Genomic DNA, 15,905 nt, shown 5'->3' on the forward strand with positions numbered 1-15,905 from the left:
AGGGAATAGACGGCCGGGAGTTGCATGCGAGGCCCACAATCGGGCCGTGAGAAGGACCGGATTGCTGCTCGTCGTGGTGGTGCTGCTGGTCGTCGCCGGCGCCGCCGTCGGCCACGTCATCGGCCGCCGCGCCGACACCCGCGAACTGGCCGGCCTGATCGGTTCGGAGAAGGCCGGGTTCTTCGCCGACCCCGCCGTCAAGGAGGCCCTGGCGGGCCACGGCATCCGTCTGCGCCTGGACCCGGCCGGCTCCCGCCGCATGGCTGACATGGACCTGGGCGGCTACGACTTCGCGTTCCCCGGCAGCACACCCGCCGCCGCCGAGATCGCCGGCCGCCGTGCCGTCGCCGGGCCGTCGGTGAAGGTGTTCAGCTCCCCGCTCGCCGTTGCGAGCAGCACCCCGATCGTCGACCTGCTGCAGTTCGCCGGGCTGGCCCGCCGCGCCGGGGGCCACTGGACCCTGGACGTGAAGGCGTTCGTCGCGGCGAACCAGCGCGGCCTGCGCTGGGACCAGATCCCCGGCAACGCGACGTTCCCGGTCCAGCGGGCGGTGCTCGTGGCCACGACCCGGCCCGCCGACTCCAACTCCGCGGCGCTGTTCGCCGCGGTGCTCAGCCAGGTCACCGGCGGTGACCTGGCCGCGGTCACGAAGGTCTTCGCCGACCAGGGCGCCGTGGACACCACCACGGAGGAGCCGTTCGAGAGCTGGCTGAGCCGCGGCAAGGACTTCGCGCCGATGGTGCTGGTCTACGAGGCCCAGTTCCTCGACCGCGGCGCCGACGCCGACCACGTCCTGCTCTACCCGTCGCCGACGATCCTCAGCGACCACACCGTCGTGCCGTTCACCACCGCCGGCGCCGACCTGGCGGAACTGCTCGCCACGGACCCGCAGCTGCAGCGCCTCGCCGCCGCGCACGGGTTCCGCACCGCCGGCGCACCCGGCGCGGTGGCCCTCGGCGCCGCCGACACCATCGCGTCCCCGGACGAACCCACCCTGCACGCGCTGCTCATCGCGCTGGAAGAGAGACTGACATGAGAAAGCCCGCCGCGCTGATCGTCGCGGCCCTCGCCCTCACCGCCGCACTGGCGGCCTGCACCGACACTCCGCAGGCCGGGAAGGGGGAGGCGCCGTTCGTCAGGGGCGACGGCACCCTGCGCGTCCTGGCCGGCAGTGAACTGGCCGACCTGCAGCCGATCCTGGACGACGCGGCCCGCGCCACCGGCGTCACCGTCAAGATGACCGCGACCGGCACCCTCGACGGCATCGAGGCCGTCGTGCAGGGCGGCGCCGCGAAGCAGTACGACGCGACCTGGTTCGCCAGCAACCGCTACCTGCAGCTGCACCCCGACGCCGCGACCCGCACCGGCACCGCCACCAAGGTCGCCACCTCACCCGTGGTCCTGGGCGTGCGCAGGTCCGTCGCGCAGCAGCTCGGGTGGCTGGAGACCCGCCCGACGTGGAGCGAGATCGCGGTCGCCGCCGGCGAGCGCCGCTTCACGTACGGGATGACCAACCCGGCCGCCTCCAACTCCGGGTTCTCGGCCCTCGTCGGGGTCGCCGCCGCGATCGCCGGGACCGGCGCCGCGCTGACCGCCGACCAGATCGGGCCGATCACCCCGCGGCTGCGGGCGTTCTTCGCCGGGCAGAGCCTCACCGCCGGATCGTCGGGCTGGCTGATGGACGCCTACCTGCGCGCGGCCGCCGAGGGCCGGCCGGTGGACGGCCTGGTCAACTACGAGTCGGTGATCCTGTCGCTGAACGCGTCGGGCAAGCTCGCCGAGCCGCTCACCGTGATCTACCCGGCCGACGGGGTCGTCACCGCCGACTACCCGCTGACGCTGCTGGCCGGCGCGTCCGAGCAGGCCCGTACCAACTACGCCGCGGTCGCCGACTACCTGCGCCGGCCCTCCGTCCAGCGGCAGATCATGGCGAAGACGTGGCGGCGCCCGGCGGTGACCGACCCGTCGCTCACCCTGGCCCCCGAGTTCGGGCCGAGGTCCGGCAACCTGCCGGAGCTGCCGTTCCCCGGCAAGCTCGACGCCGCCGACGCGCTGATCGGCGCGTTCGGCGACACGCTGCGCCGTCCCGCCCGCACGATCTACGTGCTGGACCTGTCCGGGTCGATGAAGGGGGCGCGGCTGCAGGGGCTCAAGGCCGCGCTGACCGGGCTCACCGGCGCCGACGCGAGCCTGTCCGGGCAGTTCAGCCGGTTCAACGGCCGGGAACAGGTGGTGCTGCTGCCGTTCAGCTCCCGGCCCGGCACGGCGAGCACGTTCGAGCTGCCGGAGGCCGACTTCGCCCCGGTGCTGGCGCAGATCCGCGGCCACGTGGAGTCACTGAAGGCCGAGGGCGACACGGCGATCTACGACGCGCTGCTGGCCGCCTACGCCCTGGCCGGGTCCGGCGGCGACCGGTTCACCTCGATCGTGCTGCTCACCGACGGTGAGCGCACCGCCGGCGCGGACCTCGCCGCGTTCCGGGCGAAACTGCCGCAGCTGCCGCGGGTGCCGGTGTTCACCGTGCTGTTCGGCGAGAGCAACACCGGCGAGATGACCGAGGTCGCGACGCTCACCGGCGGGCGCACCTTCGACGCCCGGGCGGCCGGGGCGCTGCCCGCCGCGTTCAAGGAGATCCGCGGATACCAGTAATGCGATGTTCAAACCCCGGCAGTGGTGAAACGTCGGGCGAGGGGGTACATCAGTGGAATGGCTGACCTCTCGCTCGACGACTACGTGGTCGAGGACGACGACGATGACGACCCCGTGCTGCTGCGCAAGGACGGCCGGCCGGTCGACACCTGGCGGGAGGACTACCCGTACGACGAGCGGATGAGCCGGGACGAGTACGACAAGACCAAGCGCCTGCTGCAGATCGAGCTGCTGAAACTGCAGAACACGCTGAAGTCCCGCGGTGAGCGCCTGGTGATCCTGTTCGAGGGCCGCGACGCCGCGGGCAAGGGCGGCACCATCAAACGGTTCATGGAGCACCTGAACCCGCGCGGCGCCAGGGTCGTGGCGCTGGAGAAGCCCAGTGAGCGTGAGCTGACGCAGTGGTATTTCCAGCGGTACGTCCAGTACCTGCCGGCCGCCGGGGAGTTCGTGCTGTTCGACCGGTCCTGGTACAACCGGGCCGGGGTCGAGCGGGTCATGGGCTTCTGCAACCGGGCCGAGTACCTCGAGTTCATGCGTGAGGCGCCGGAGCTGGAGCGGATGCTCGTGCGATCCGGGATCAACCTGGTGAAGTTCTGGTTCTCGGTGTCCCGCAACGAGCAGCGGACCCGGTTCCTGATCCGGCAGGTCGACCCGGTCCGGCAGTGGAAGCTCTCGCCGATGGACCTGGCCTCCCTGGACAAATGGGACGACTACACCGAGGCGAAGGAGGCGATGTTCTTCTACACCGACACCGCCGACGCGCCCTGGACGGTGGTCAAGTCCAACGACAAGAAGCGCGCCCGGATCGAGGCGATGCGGCACGTGCTCAACCGGTTCAACTACGAGAACAAGGACGTCGGGCTCGTCGGTACCCCCGACCCATTGATCATCGGTGCCGCCGCGCTCGCCGCCGAGTCCGTCGACGACGCACCTCGGCTCTAGTGCTGAATCGGGTTTGTCCATAGGCTGTGCAGGTGTCGGAGGGGCGCGAAGTTCCGTCGTGGCGGCTGGGTGATCACGCCAGCGTCACATACGCGACGGACGACGAGTGCCGCGACGTGCTGACCGGCTACGTGAAGGCCGGCGCCCGCCCGGGTCAGCGGGTGGTGCTCTTCCTGGACGCCGACGACGTCGACCTGGCCCGGCACCTCACCGCCGCCGCACCCGACGCCGTGCCCGGGCAGCTCGCCGTCCTCATGTACGGCGCCGGCTTCGACGTGTCCGGCCCCGGCCGGGTCCAGCAGATGCTCGACGGGCTGACCACCGTGCGGGACGAGTCGTTCGCCGCCGGGCACCAGGGCCTGTTCGTCGCGGGAAAGATGACCTGGACGCTGCGGGCCGGGTTCGGCACCGACGAGCTGGTCGCCTACGAGTCGGCCGTCAACCGGTTCTTCGGCGACGGCCGCATCGCCGCGCTGTGCCTGTATGACCGCCGACGCTTCGACAAGGAGGCCCTCACCGCCATCCGCGCGGTGCATCCGGGGCCGCTGCTGCGCTTCACCCTCGGCGGCTGGGGCGCGCACCTGCGGCTGTCCGGCGAGCTCGACGCCTCCAACGCGGGCTCCCTGCCCTCCATCCTCTCCATGGTCGCCGAGGCCGACAGCACCGTCCTGCTCGACGCCAGCGACCTGCAGTTCCTCGACGCCGCCGGGGCGGGCACCATCGTGCGGTTCGCCGCGTCCCGGCCCACCCGGCACACCGTGGTGCGCTGCACCCGCGGTGTGCGGCAGACGCTGAGCCTGGTCGGCGCAGACACCGTGCCGAGTCTCGTGCTTCGCGACCAGGTCAGCGGGGTATGACGTCGGCGTGCCAGGCTTCCACCGCGGTGTCGCGACCTATTACGAAACGTCCGCCGGCGTCCGCGTCGACATCGACCCCGCCGTCGTGGAGACGGTGCTGTCGCTGCTCGGGCCGCCCGCCGTCCCGCACGCCGCGGCGCCGGTCGTGCCGGCCGGGCCGCTGCCGGAGGTCCCGCGCACCTGGGGGTGGATGCTGCAGCTGTACGGGGTGCGTTCCGCCGCCTCGTGGGGCGTCGGCGACCTCGCCGACCTGGCGGAGTTCACCCGCTGGGCCAGGTCCACCGGCGCGGGCGCGATCCTGGTCAACCCGCTGCACGCGGTCGCGCCCGTCGACCCGCTGCCGTCCTCGCCGTACTCGCCGTCGTCGCGGCGGTTCGTGAACCCGCTGTACCTGCGCATCACCGACCTGCCCGAGTACCGCGACGCGCCGCCCGGCCTGCGCGCCGAGGTCGACGCGCTGCGCCCCGCGGTGTCGCCGCCGGACGGGCTGATCGACTACGACGGCGTGTGGCGGGCGAAACGGCAGGCGCTGACCCTGCTGTGCCCGCCCGCCGGCTCCGCCGCGCCGGAGCGGTCCGACGTGACCGACTTCGCCGTGTACTGCGCGCTCGTCGCCGACCACGGCCCCGACTGGCGGACGTGGCCCTCGGAGCTGCGCCGCCCGGGACCCGCCGCGTACGCCGTGGCCGACCCGGCCGCCGTCGCGTTCCACACGTGGCTGCAGGTGCGCTGCGCCGAGCAGCTCGCCGCCGCCAACGCCGCCGCCGAGGGGATGGCCGTCGGCATCATCCACGACCTGGCCGTCGGCATCGACCCTGGCGGCGCCGACGCGTGGACGCTGCAGGACGTCATCGCCGCCGACGCGAAGGTCGGCGCCCCACCGGACGCGTTCAACCAGCAGGGCCAGGACTGGGGCCTCGCCACGTGGAGCCCCGACCGGCTCGCCGACACCGGGTACGCCGCGTGGCGGACCCTGCTGCGGGAGATCTTCCGCCACGCCGGCGGGCTGCGCGTCGACCACGTCGCCGGGCTGTGGCGGCTGTGGTGGGTCCCGCCGGGCCAGTCCCCGGCGGAGGGCACCTACGTGTACTACGACGACGCCGCGATGCTCGGCATCCTCGTCGAGGAGGCGAAACTCGCCGGTGCCGTGGTCGTCGGCGAGGATCTCGGCACGGTCGAGGACACCGTCACCACGACCCTGCAGGAGCGCAACATCCTCGGCTCCGCCGTGCTGTGGTTCACCCGCGACGACGACGGCCGGTTCCTGCCGCCCGGCGACTGGCCCGACAACGCCGTGGCCAGCATCTCCACCCACGACCTGCCGACCGCCGCCGGGTTCCTGTCCGGTGAGCACGTGCTGTCGCGCGCGGAGGCCGGCGTCCTCACCCGCGACGTGAAGCTCGAATGGGCCGCGGCGACCGCCGACCGCACCGCGCTGCTGGACCTGCTGGACGCCGAGGGGCTCACCGGCGCGGACAGCACCGACGAGGAGATCGTCCTGGCCATGCACCAGCTGCTGCTGCGCACCCCGTGCCGGGTCGTGCTCGCCTCCCCGTACGACGTCCTCGGCGAGGTCCGCCAGCCGAACCTGCCGGGCACGACCTCGCAGTACCCGAACTGGCGCATCCCGCTGTCGCTGAGCCTGGAGGACCTGACCACCGACGCGCGGATGAAGCAGATCGCGGACCTGTTCTCGGGGCGGTGACGCCGCCCGAAATCCCGGTGACGGCCCCTTGACGGGGTTGGCAATATGGGGGCCCGGAATCCCACGATCAGGGAGCGGGCGGATGTCGAGCGGGAACACCTACCTCGAGCAGGTTGTCGCACAGCAGGAACGCCTCGAGGCGGACCTGCGCTCCAAACGCAGCGTCGCCCCGGCGGCGCCGGCGCAGAACGTGGCCCCCGGCGGGCCCACGCGCGGCAGGGACCGGCAGCAGGCGTCCCAGCCGGCGCCGAACGCCGTCGAGGTGCGCGTCACCGGGTTCGGCCGGTGGAAGACCGTCATCGTGCCGCCGAACGCGTTCGTGGTGCACACCCGCCGCGGCCGCAGCGAACCGCTGCACGTGGGGCTCGGGGTGTCGTTCCGGTACAACCCGGCGACCGACTCCTACCTCGTCGTGCCCGGCGCGATGCAGACCATCCTGATCAACGCGTTCTGCATCTGCCGCGAGCTGCAGGGCGTCCTCGTCCAGGCCTACGTGCAGTGGATCATCCAGGACTTCTCCACCGCGTACCGCAAGCTCGACTTCGGCGACGCCGAGGACCCGATGCGGCTGGTGAACCTGCAGCTCAAGGAGCAGGCCGAAGCGGCGATCAAGGACAAGGTCGCGACCCTCGGCGTCAGCGACGTCCTGTCCGACAAGCAGCCGATCATCGAGGAGCTGACCGCCCGCCTGCGTGCCGTCGCCGAAGGCGCCGACCGCGCCGACGAGGGACTCGGCCTGCGCATCGTCACCGTGCAGATCAAGGAGGCCGTGGTCAGCTCGTCGCGGCTGTGGGAGAACCTGCAGAAGCCGTACCGCTCCGAGCAGGGCCGCATCGCCCGCCTCGCCGAGCTCGCCGCCGACGAGGCGATCGGCGCGCGGGAGCTCGCCGCGTCCCGGCTGCGGCAGACCCAGCAGATCGAGAGCGACCGCGAGCTCGCCGACCTGCGCGCCCGCAACGCCGCGCTGCAGTTCGACCAGGAGGCCGGGGAGCAGCTGCGCCGCTCGCAGCGCCAGGAGGAGGACAGCCGCGCCCTCGCCGACCTGCAGGACGCGACGAGCCGGCACGCGATGCTCCTGGAGCGGGAACGCGCCGCGGAGGAGGCCGAGATCGGCCGGCTGCGCATCGAGCGCGAGACCGAGCTGCGCCGCCTCACCGTCGACGGCGAGCTTGCCCTCGGCACGGTCCGCGCCCAGGCCGCGCACGAGCAGGCGCTGCTGGAGCTGGAGCGGACCCGCCTGCGCGCCGACATCGACAACGCCCAGTCCGCCGAGAGCATCCAGGCGAAGCTCGTCGACGCCCTGCCGGAGATCGTGGCGAAGCTGCCGAAACCCGCGGAGCTGCGCGCCGTCACCATCGGCGGCAACGACACGACCACCGTCGGCGGCCTGCTCGCCGAGCTCGCCGGCGTCGTCGGCGCCCTCCAGGCGACGCTGAAGAAGCCATGACCCCGCAGCGCCGTGACCCTGGGGAAGCCATGAGATGAAGGTGAGCTGGCGCGACCGGGCGAACCGGGTCACCGCCGCCGGCCCGCGGTCGGTGGCCGTCGGCGGCGACGTCGCCGGGATCGTCTCCACCGGCGACCACGCCACGTTCCTGCCTGCCGAGGCGTTCCGGCCGGCGGCAGCCGTGGACGCGCCGGCGGCGCTGACGAACCTGCCGGTCCGCCCGGGATCTTCGTCGGCCGGACCGCCGAACTGGACCGCCTGACCACCCCGCCGGTCGGCGCCGGCGGGGCGTCCGGCGGGGCGTCCACGTGGTGCACGGGCTCGGCGGCGTCGGCAAGAGCAGACCGCCGAGGGCCGCGACGAGCGGCGCAGCATCGCCCGGATCTGGCAGGTCACCCTCGACCGGTTCGCCGGCGACCCGCTGCCCGGCTGGCTCCTGCAGGTGCTGGCCTGGTACGGCTCGCAGGACGTGCCCCGCGTCCTGGTCGAGGATCTGGGCCCGGAACCGGACGTGACCCGTGCCGTCGGGCGGCTCGCCGCGCCGCCGAGCTGTACGCCGACGCGCTCGCCGGGCTGGAACGGGTCGTCGGCTCCGAGCATCCGCGCACCGTCGCGGTCCGCGCCGCGCTGGCCGCGGCCCGGCTCACCCGACCGGCATGAACCGCTGCTTGCAGCGCCGCTGGGCGGTCGGGTCCAGGTGCCGCCACCGCAGGACCGCCGCGGTCCTGCCGTCGGGAAGGGTGTGGGTGACGACGCCCTCGACCGGCAGGAAGCCGGCGGCGGCCAGCCAGCGCCGGCTCGCCTCGTTGTCGGTCTCGCACTTCGCGCGCAGCTCCACGATGCCGAAGTGCTGGTGGGCGAACGCGCAGACCAGCTCGAGGGCCTCCCGGCCGAACCCGAACCGCCGGAATGCCGGGTGGACGAGGCCGCCGACCTCCATGAACCCGTCGTCCTCGCTGCGGCCGAACCCGACGCTGGCGACGACGGCCCCGGTCTGCGGGTCGCGGGCGAGGAACTCGGCGCCCTCGTCGGCGATCACCATCGGGTCGGTGCCGGTCTCCTCGACGTAGGGGCCGTCCTCGCCCCAGCCGAGCCGGAACCTGGCCTCGGCGTCGGCGAGCTGCGCCCACGCGTCGAGGAGCTCCCTGACCCGCGGGATGCTGAGCTCCAGCCGCGCCGACGTCACGCCGTGCGCCCCGCCGAACCCGCACTTGAGGGCCGACACCGCCACGTTGCCGAACATCCGTGAGACGGTACCCGACGCCGGCCGCGCCCTGCCCGTCACCGGAAGCGGGGGTCCCCGGCCGGGGACCCCCGCGACCGTCATGTCAGGCGGAACACCTGGGCGGCGGAGGTGTACACGTAGTAGGCGCCGTTGAACAGTTCGATCGTCGGGTCCGGGTGGTCCCCGGGCAGGATCGGATTCCCTGAGGTGGCGGCGAGCGCGGGCGGCGCGGGCGCGAACAGCACCGCCGCGGCGGCCACCAGCAGGGCGAGGACACGCTTCATGGCAACACTCCTGACGCGACACATGGCGGTGTGTCGATGCACGATTATGCGCACATGCGGCGGCTTCTGAAAGATCGTGTTGGAAAATGTTCCGCTTGACGTGGCGTACCCCGGCGGTCTTAAATAACCGAGAGGTTAGATAACCAAATGGTGAGGTAACCGATGGTCACGGATCAGCTCAGCACCACCTTCGCGGCGCTCGCCGACCCGACGCGGCGGGCGATCCTCGCCCGGCTGACGCGGGGCGAGGCCACCGTCAAGGAGCTGTCCGCGCCGTTCGCCATGAGCGGCCCGGCGATCTCCAAGCACCTGCGGGTCCTGGAGCACGCCGGCCTGATCAGCCGCGGCCGCGAGGCGCAGTGGCGCCCCTGCCGGCTGGAGGCCGCACCGATGCGCGAGGTGACGGAGTTCGCCGAGGAATACCGGCGGTTCTGGGACGAGAACTACGCACGACTCGACAGCTATCTCAAGACCCTGCAACAGAAGGACGGCACCGATGACGACAACGAATGAGCCCGGCGTCACCACGTTCGAGCTGCCCAGCGACACCGACATCCAGATCCGGCGCACGGTCGCCGCGCCCCGCGCCCTGGTCTTCGACTGCTACACCAAGCCCGAACACCTGCCCAACTGGATGGCCGGCCCGCCCGGGTGGAGCATGCAGGTCTGCGAGATCGACCTGCGCCCCGGCGGCGCGTTCCGTTACGTGCTGCGCGGTGAGGGCGACGCCGAGCTGATCCTCAGCGGTACGTTCCAGGAGGTCGAGCGCCCGCTGCGGGTCGTCAGCACCGAGACGTGGGGGCCGCAGTGGCCCGAGACCCTCAACACGCTGACCTTCGCCGCCTTCGGCAGCCACACCACGATCACCACCCTGGTCCGCTACCCGTCCCGGGAGGCGCGCGACGCCGCCCTGCAGTCCGGGATGAAGGAGGGCATGGAGGCCGGCTTCGCCAGCCTGGAGTCCTACGTCCAGGGCGTCGAGCTCCCGCCGGTGCCCGACATGCGCCTGGAGCTCGTCCCGGTCCCCGTCGCCGACGTCGACCGCGCCCTCGCCTTCTACGTCGACCTGCTCGGCTTCCACCTCGACCACGACGTCCAGCCCGGCAACGGCGCCCGCGTCACCCAGCTCACCCCGCCCGGGTCGGCGTGCTCGATCGTGCTGTACAAGGACCTGCCCGGCCTCGACCTGCCCGCCGGCACGCTGCGCGGCCTGCATCTGGTCGTCGCCGACATCCACAAGTCCCGCGAGATCCTGCTCGCCCGCGGCGTCGAGGTCGGCGGCGTCGACGACATGGGCGGCATCCTGTACGTCGCCTTCGCCGACCCCGACGGCAACACCTGGCTGCTGCAGGAGATCCCCGCCGGCGCCGGCCGCCCCGACGCCTGAGCGCCTAGGCTCGGCGGGTGCCGATGACCTTCCCGTCCCACGCGGCGGCCGTGCTGCCGTTCAAGTTCGCCCGGCGGCGCTGGTTCGACGGGGTGGCGCTGGTCATCGGGTCCGCGGCGCCGGACTTCCCGTACTCGGTCGCGCCGTACGTGCAGTACAACGCGCACACGTGGCTGGGTCTGCTCGTGTTCTGCGTGCCGGTGACGGTGCTGCTGACCTGGCTGACGCGCCGCGCCGCGCCGGTCGTCGTGGCGCACCTGCCGCGCTGGACGAGCGACTACGCGGCGCTGCGGCAGCACCGCTTCCCGCTGTACGTGACGTGCCTGTCCGCCTGGATCGGCGCCTGGTCGCACCGGATGTGGGATCTCGTCACCCACAAGGGCGTCCCGGCCCGGGGGACCCAGGACTGGTCGTTCCTCAACGCCGAGGCGTTCGCGGGCCAGCCCTGGTGGCGGGTGCTGCACTACGGCTCGACCGTGCTCGGCGCGCTGCTCGTCCTCGCCGCCGCCCGGCACATCCGCCGCACCGGCTGGCTGCTCACCGGCGGCCCGGCCGTCCCCGCCCCGGCGGACCCGCGCCGGTTCTGGGCCGTCGTCGCGGTCGTCTGCGTGCCGGGCGTCGCCGTGCAGCCGTTCCTCGCCTGGTTCACCGAACCCCAGGCGCTCATCGTCCGGCTGCTGGAGCTCGGCTGCCTCGCCCTGCTCGCGGCGGCCTGGATAACCAGTCGCAGCCGGCGGCCGGTCTGACTACCGTTCCAGGCATGTCGCATCGACACCTGTTCGGCTACGAGGGGCTGACGTCGCACCGGGCGTACGCGGTCGAGTTCGACGCCGCGTTCACCCCCGACCGTCTCGCCGAGCTGCGGACCGCCCTCGCCACCTGGGACCGCGGCACGATCGGCGCCCGGACCCGCACCCGGCCTCGCCGCTCGGCGTCGTGCCCGAACACGCCCCGCCGGTCGTCATACACGGCAACCGCCGGCTGGGCCGCCCCCCGGGTCGAGGTCCGGCCGCACCAGAGCTGGCGCTCCGACCGCGTCCGGGCAAGGGCCCGGCGCTGGTCGGCAAACACCCCCGGCTGGCGGACACCCACGATGCACCGCCGATAGCCAAGGCCCGCAACGGACCCTGGCCCCGGCGCCGACGCGGGTGCCGGTGCCGGGCCGGGGGCCGGGGCCGGATGCCTCGGGAGGACGGGCCTGCCTCCGCGTCTCGCGCGAATGGCAGGCGAATCGGACGACAGACCTGTCGCGAGACTCAAAACCTCGACCACCGTCCTTTCGATTGCCGCGCGCACGCGCATGAGCCGGCCGCGCCCTCCAGGGCGCAGGCCGTGCGAGCGAAGCGAGCATGGGGGGTCCGGGGTGGGAACCCCCCGGCCGCCCCCGGCGTCAGCCGGGCGAAGGAGTGACAGCGTAAGCCGGGCGAAGGAATTACAGCATCACAGCACCGCAGCCGACTCCGGGGGCATGGTCAGGGTGTCGGCCTGCAGCACGACCGTGTCGTCGGTGCTGAAGAGCAGGCAGTCCGCGGACAGCGCGACGGTGCGCGGATCCGCCGTCAGGTTCGCCACGACCACGTGCGGGCCGCGGCGGATCAGCAGGACGCCGTCGTCGTGGGTGACCTCGACCAGGTCCAGCCGCGGGTCGGACAGGGCCGGGTGCCGCTTGCGCAGGGCGATCAGCGCCCGGTAGACCGCCGACATCGCCGGGTCCTGGCCCGACCAGTCCAGGTGGGAACGCTGGAACGTCGCCGGGTCCTGCGGGTCGGGGACGTCGCCGGGCGGCCAGCCGTGCTCGGCGAACTCGGCCCGCCGCCCCTCCCGCACGGCCGTGGCGAGCGAGGCCTCGGGGTGGCTGGTGAAGAACTGCCACGGGGTGCGGGCGCCGAACTCCTCACCCATGAAGAGCATCGGCGTGAACGGCGACGTGAGCAGCAGCGTCGCGCCGACCTTGAGCAGCCCGGGCGACAGCGTGGCGGTGAGCCGGTCGCCGGTGGCGCGGTTGCCGATCTGGTCGTGATTCTGCAGGCAGACCACGAACCGGTGGCCGGGGATCCGGTGGGTGTCCACCGGCCGGCCGTGACGCCGCTTGCGGAACGACGACCAGGTGCCGGCGTGGAAGAACGCCTCCGTCCACACCTTCGCGAAGCAGGTGGGGGAGCCGAAGTCGCCGTAGTACCCCTGCCGCTCGCCGGTGAGCAGGGCGTGCAGCGCGTGGTGGACGTCGTCGTCCCACTGGGCGTGCAGGCCGTACCCGCCGGCCTCGCGGGCGGTGACGAGCTTGGCGTCGTTGAGGTCGGACTCCGCGATCAGCGACAGGGGCCGCCCGACGGCCGTGGAGAGCGCGTCCACCGCGACGGCGAGCTCCTCGAGGAGGTGCGTGGCGCCGCGGTCGACGAGGGCGTGCACGGCGTCCAGGCGCAGGCCGTCGGCGTGGTAGTCGCGCAGCCACTGCAGGGCGCTGTCGATGATGAACGCGCGGACCTCGCCGGAGTCCGCCTCGTCGAGGTTCAGCGACCGGCCCCACGTGTTCGCGCCGGCGGACAGGTAGGGGCCGAACGCCGGGGTGTACGCGCCGGACGGGCCGAAGTGGTTGTAGACCGCGTCGATGATGACCCCGAGGCCGGCCTGGTGGGCGGCGTCGACGAACCGTTTCAGGCCGTCCGGGCCGCCGTAGGTCTCCTGCACGGCGTGCCAGCCGACGCCGTCGTAGCCCCAGTTCCACTCGCCGTTGAACGTGTTGACGGGCAGCAGCTCGACCAGGTCCACGCCGAGGTCCCGCAGGTAGGGCAGCTTGCCGATCGCCGCGTCGAACGTGCCCTCCGGCGTGAACGTGCCCACGTGCAGCTCGTAGATCACGCTGCCGGGCAGCTGGCGGCCGGTCCAGTCGCGGTCGTTCCAGGTGTACGCGTCGTGCTCGTACACCTGGCTGAGGCCGTGCACGCCGTCCGGCTGCCGGCGCGAGCGCGGGTCGGGCAGCACCTGGCCGCCGCCCTCCCCGTCGTCGAGCACGAACCCGTAGCGGGTGCCGTGACCGGCGTCCGGCAGGGTCAGCGTCCACCAGCCGCCGTCGCCGGACGTCATCGGCAGGGCGGTGCCGCCGGTGGACAGCGCGACGCCGCGGGCCGCCGGGGCCCAGACGCGGAACTCGTGCACGGGCTACTCCCTCACCAAGAGCGCGACAGGGTACGTCGAGAGGACGTCGCCGACCCGGGTCGAGTCGACGGCGCGGCCGGTCAGCACGTCGGTCCAGGCGCCGCCGGGGAGCTTCAGGTCCTGCGAGTCCCAGCCGCCGGCGGCGGCCAGGCGCAGCGGCAGCCGGGTGGCGACGGTCAGGGCGCCACCCCGGTCGAACGCGACCGCGTGCCCGGCCGTGTCGCCGGTGACCGGCACCGGGTGGTAGCGCTGGAACAGCTCCGGGCGGTCCCGGCGCAGCCGCAGCGCCCGGCTCACCACCAGCAGCTTCGCGACCCCGGAGTCGTCGACCGGCGGCGCGGGCTGACCGGCGAGGGCCGTGGCGTCCAGGGCGGCCAGGAGGTCTCGGCGCTCGGCGAAGTCGACCGGGCGCCGGTTGTCGGGGTCGACGAGGGAGTCCTCCCACAGCTCGGTGCCCTGGTAGACGTCGGGGACACCGGGCATGGTGAGCTGCACCAGCTTCTGGCCGAGGGCGTTGGACCAGCCGAACGGCCGGATCCGGGCCACCACCGCCTCCACGTCGGCCCGCAGCCGGGCGTCGCCGTCGAGCAGGTGCACGGCGGCGGCGAAGGTCGCCTCGAACGCCTCGTCGGGCGCGTCCCAGGACGTGGAGCGGTTCGCCTCCCTGGCCGCCTTCGTCAGGTACGCCTGGAGCCGCTCGGCGCTCAGCGGCCAGGCGCCGAGCACGGTCTGCCAGAACAGCGTCTCGAACGAGGGGTCGGGGATGCCGGCCCGGCCGAGCAGCGGCGCGAGCAGGTCGGGGGCCTCCGACAGGACGGCGAGGCGGGCCCGGACGTCCTCGCCACGCTTCGTGTCGTGGGTCGACAGGGTCGTCATCCCCGCCGGCCACTCCTCCAGCCGGCGGGCCGCCGCGGCGTGGAACTCCTCCGGTGCCACCCCGAAGCGCGACGGGTCGCCGCCGACCTCGTTCAGGGCGATGAACCGGTTCCAGCGGTACATCGCGGTGTCCTCGACGCCCTTGGCCATGACGGCGCCGGTGAGCTGCTGGAACCGGGCGCACAGCTCGTCGGCCGGGTCGCTCAGCCGCGGGATCAGGCCGTCGAGGGTGCCGGCGAGGTCGGGGCGGCGCCGTTTCGTCTCCGCGACGGCCGCGTCGAAGTCGGCCCGCCCGTACGGCAGGTACGTGCGGTACACGTGGAAGTTCGCGGCGAGCTCGGCGAGGGTCTCCCGCGAGCCCGGCGCGAGGGCGTCGAGGCGGCGCAGCTCCGCCGGGAACAGCCGCCGGGTCACGCCGAGCTTCTGCTCGTGCGCCTCCTCGGCCCAGTCCGGGCCGTCGAGGCCGAACGCCGCCTCGCCGGCCGGGTCCACGAACAGGCCGCAGACCTCGCCGAGGGCGTCGTAGCCGGTGGTGCCGTCGACCGGCCAGTGCGGCGGCAGCGGCTCACCGCGCTCCAGGATCTTCTCCACCACCAGCCACGCGTCCGGGGCCCGCTGGCGCAGCGCGTGCAGGTAGCCGTCGGGGTCGCGCAGGCCGTCGGGGTGGTCGACCCTGATGCCGTCGACGTCGCCCGCCGTGACCCACCGCAGCACCTCGGCGTGAGTGGCGTCGAAGACGCCCGCGTCCTCCACCCGTACACCGGCCAGCTCGGTCACCGCGAAGAACCTGCGGTAGTTGAGCAGCTCGTTGCCGAGCCGCCAGTCCACGAGCCGGTAGTGCTGCCGGTCGTGGACCTCCTGCGGGCTGCCTGCACCGGTGCCCGGCGCGATCGGGAAGCGGTGCTCGTAGTACCGCAGCTCGCCGTCCTGGACCGACAGTTCGGAGACGTCGGACGCCGCGCCCAGGACGGGCACGACGATCGGGCCGGCGGCCCAGTCGATGTCGAACCAGTCCGCGTAGGCGGAGCCGCGGCCGTGGGTGAGCACGTCCCACCACGCCGGGTTCGCGGCCGGCTGGAACAGCCCCATGTGGTTGGGCACGATGTCCACGACCAGACCGAGCCCCTGCTGCCGCAGCGCGTCGACCAGGCGCTTGAGTGCCTCCTCGCCGCCGAGCTGCGGGTTGACCCTGGTCGGGTCGACGACGTCGTAGCCGTGCGGGGAGCCGGGCGTCGCGGTGAGCAGCGGCGCCGAGTACAGGTGGCTGACCCCGAGGTCGTGCAGGTAGCCGGCGAGCCCGGCGGTCGCGTCGAGGTCGAAGCCGGGCCGCACCTGCACCCGGTAGGTGCCGGTCGGGAAGTTCGCGACCACGGG

At 73.1% G+C, this 15,905-nt stretch carries 15 protein-coding genes and 1 pseudogene; 12 read left to right on the top strand and 4 right to left on the bottom strand.

The window, feature by feature from the left end:
• Positions 1-46: 46 nt before the first annotated feature.
• The 7 genes from OHA72_RS29195 to OHA72_RS29225 all read left to right on the top strand — a co-directional run bounded on the left by OHA72_RS29195 (position 47) and on the right by OHA72_RS29225 (position 7,865).
• Positions 47-1,036, top strand: coding sequence for a hypothetical protein (locus OHA72_RS29195; RefSeq protein ID WP_327010990.1), 990 nt, complete (start codon positions 47-49; stop codon positions 1,034-1,036).
• Positions 1,033-2,649, top strand: coding sequence for a vWA domain-containing protein (locus tag OHA72_RS29200; RefSeq protein ID WP_327010991.1), 1,617 nt, complete (start codon positions 1,033-1,035; stop codon positions 2,647-2,649). Before OHA72_RS29195 ends, OHA72_RS29200 begins: the two co-directional genes overlap by 4 nt.
• A gap of 57 nt (positions 2,650-2,706) precedes the next feature.
• Complete coding sequence (gene ppk2, locus OHA72_RS29205) at positions 2,707-3,594, top strand: polyphosphate kinase 2 (protein WP_327010992.1); 888 nt, start codon at positions 2,707-2,709, stop codon at positions 3,592-3,594.
• Between the two features lie 32 nt (positions 3,595-3,626).
• Complete coding sequence (locus tag OHA72_RS29210) at positions 3,627-4,451, top strand: MEDS domain-containing protein (protein WP_327010993.1); 825 nt, start codon at positions 3,627-3,629, stop codon at positions 4,449-4,451.
• Between the two features lie 7 nt (positions 4,452-4,458).
• Entirely contained in the window at positions 4,459-6,156 is a 1,698-nt protein-coding gene (locus tag OHA72_RS29215) for a 4-alpha-glucanotransferase (RefSeq protein ID WP_327010994.1), read from the top strand.
• Positions 6,157-6,238: 82 nt separating this feature from the next.
• Positions 6,239-7,603, top strand: coding sequence for an SPFH domain-containing protein (locus tag OHA72_RS29220; RefSeq protein ID WP_327010995.1), 1,365 nt, complete (start codon positions 6,239-6,241; stop codon positions 7,601-7,603).
• A gap of 34 nt (positions 7,604-7,637) precedes the next feature.
• Positions 7,638-7,865, top strand: coding sequence for a hypothetical protein (locus OHA72_RS29225; protein ID WP_327010996.1), 228 nt, complete (start codon positions 7,638-7,640; stop codon positions 7,863-7,865).
• A gap of 381 nt (positions 7,866-8,246) precedes the next feature.
• On the opposite strand, the gene OHA72_RS29230 is transcribed toward OHA72_RS29225, so the two are convergent.
• Both OHA72_RS29230 and OHA72_RS29235 read right to left on the bottom strand, forming a co-directional pair.
• Positions 8,247-8,846, bottom strand: coding sequence for a GNAT family N-acetyltransferase (locus OHA72_RS29230; RefSeq protein ID WP_327010997.1), 600 nt, complete (start codon positions 8,844-8,846; stop codon positions 8,247-8,249).
• An 80-nt stretch (positions 8,847-8,926) separates the two neighbouring features.
• On the bottom strand, positions 8,927-9,112 hold the full coding sequence (locus OHA72_RS29235) for a hypothetical protein (protein ID WP_327010998.1): 186 nt from the start codon (positions 9,110-9,112) through the stop codon (positions 8,927-8,929).
• A gap of 162 nt (positions 9,113-9,274) precedes the next feature.
• On the opposite strand from OHA72_RS29235, the gene OHA72_RS29240 reads away from it, so the two are divergent.
• From OHA72_RS29240 to OHA72_RS29255, 5 genes and pseudogenes are all read left to right on the top strand, one after another.
• Positions 9,275-9,625: an ArsR/SmtB family transcription factor gene (locus OHA72_RS29240; RefSeq protein WP_327010999.1), complete on the top strand. Its 351-nt coding sequence runs from the start codon at positions 9,275-9,277 to the stop codon at positions 9,623-9,625.
• Positions 9,626-9,746: 121 nt separating this feature from the next.
• Positions 9,747-10,022 (top strand): annotated as a pseudogene (locus OHA72_RS64915) (SRPBCC domain-containing protein); the annotation flags it as partial.
• 90 nt (positions 10,023-10,112) lie between these two features.
• Positions 10,113-10,499, top strand: coding sequence for a VOC family protein (locus OHA72_RS64920; protein ID WP_442788750.1), 387 nt, complete (start codon positions 10,113-10,115; stop codon positions 10,497-10,499).
• A 23-nt stretch (positions 10,500-10,522) separates the two neighbouring features.
• Complete coding sequence (locus OHA72_RS29250; protein WP_327011690.1) at positions 10,523-11,245, top strand: DUF4184 family protein; 723 nt, start codon at positions 10,523-10,525, stop codon at positions 11,243-11,245.
• Between the two features lie 14 nt (positions 11,246-11,259).
• A complete protein-coding gene (locus OHA72_RS29255; RefSeq protein ID WP_327011001.1) occupies positions 11,260-11,607 on the top strand; it encodes a hypothetical protein in 348 nt (115 codons plus the stop codon).
• A 332-nt stretch (positions 11,608-11,939) separates the two neighbouring features.
• Here the strand turns inward: OHA72_RS29255 and treZ are convergent, their stop codons facing one another.
• Together treZ and treY are read right to left on the bottom strand one after the other, a co-directional pair.
• Positions 11,940-13,655: a malto-oligosyltrehalose trehalohydrolase gene (gene treZ / locus OHA72_RS29260; protein WP_442788690.1), complete on the bottom strand. Its 1,716-nt coding sequence runs from the start codon at positions 13,653-13,655 to the stop codon at positions 11,940-11,942.
• A 3-nt stretch (positions 13,656-13,658) separates the two neighbouring features.
• The gene (treY, locus tag OHA72_RS29265) at positions 13,659-15,902 is read right to left on the bottom strand and encodes a malto-oligosyltrehalose synthase (protein WP_327011002.1); all 2,244 of its coding nucleotides are present in this window, start codon (positions 15,900-15,902) and stop codon (positions 13,659-13,661) included.
• Between the last annotated feature and the right edge of the window lie 3 nt (positions 15,903-15,905).

Origin of the sequence: Dactylosporangium sp. NBC_01737, from assembly GCF_035963215.1 — a bacterium.
Lineage (GTDB): Bacteria > Actinomycetota > Actinomycetes > Mycobacteriales > Micromonosporaceae > Dactylosporangium.